The sequence below is a fragment of the Sphingomonas hominis genome (genome assembly GCF_013328205.1).
GTDB lineage: Bacteria > Pseudomonadota > Alphaproteobacteria > Sphingomonadales > Sphingomonadaceae > Sphingomonas > Sphingomonas hominis.
Map to the genome: position 1 here is coordinate 1 of NZ_JABULH010000033.1, position 855 is coordinate 855.

Here is an 855-nt window from a genome sequence, read left to right on the forward strand (position 1 = left end):
CTAGGCCGGATCGACATTCATCGTAGCCAGATCATGGCAGCGGCGAGATGGACGAAGCCGGTGAAGTGGATGATGCGGCGGTCGTAGCGAGTAGCGAAGCGTCGGAAATGTTTGAGGCGACCGAAGCATCTCTCGATTTGGTTGCGATGCTTGTAGATGAGGGCATCGTGCGGGATGGCGATCTTGCGGTTGCGCTTGGACGGGATCACCGCCTCGGCGTCCATCGCAGCGATCTGACCACGCAAGTCATTGCCGTCATACGCCTTGTCGGCGAGCACAGCTTTGCCGCGCTGGCCTTCGAGCAGGGCGGGTGCCGACGCGATGTCGCTGGCTTGGCCGGGCGTGATGCGAAACCGCAAAGGTCGGCCGAACGTGTCGGCGAGCATGTGAACCTTGGTCGTCAGTCCGCCTCGGGAACGCCCCAGCGCCTGATCCTTGCCCCCCCTTTTCCGGTCGCCGCCTGCTGGTGAGCGCGAACGATGGTGCTGTCGATCATCAGATACTGATTGTCGCGATCCACCGTCAGCGCCTCGAACACCCGCTCCCAGACGCCAGCGTGGCACCAGCGGCTGAAACGCCGATGCACCGTCTTCCACTTGCCGTAGCGCTCCGGCAGATCGCACCAATGGGCGCCAGAGCGCAGCACCCACAAACATCCATTCACAAACAGCCGGTTATCCGAACCCGTTCGGCCAGGATCAGCCGTCTTGCCCGGAACCAGCAAGGCAATCCGGGACCATTGCGCCTCGCCCAACTCGTACCGCCTGATCCCCATTATCCACTCCGCGCCACAACACGGATGCTTATGAATCACCGTTCAGCGCGTTTGGGAATCCTGAATGTCGATCCGACCTA

General features: G+C 61.8%; 1 protein-coding gene. It reads right to left on the reverse strand.

What is annotated here, in order from left to right; genetic code table 11:
- Positions 1-17: 17 nt before the first annotated feature.
- A protein-coding gene (locus HRV97_RS17245) for an IS5 family transposase (protein WP_425505800.1) occupies positions 18-769 on the reverse strand; the annotation gives its coding sequence in 2 pieces (ribosomal slippage) (positions 18-454 and positions 454-769; 753 coding nt in all).
- Between the last annotated feature and the right edge of the window lie 86 nt (positions 770-855).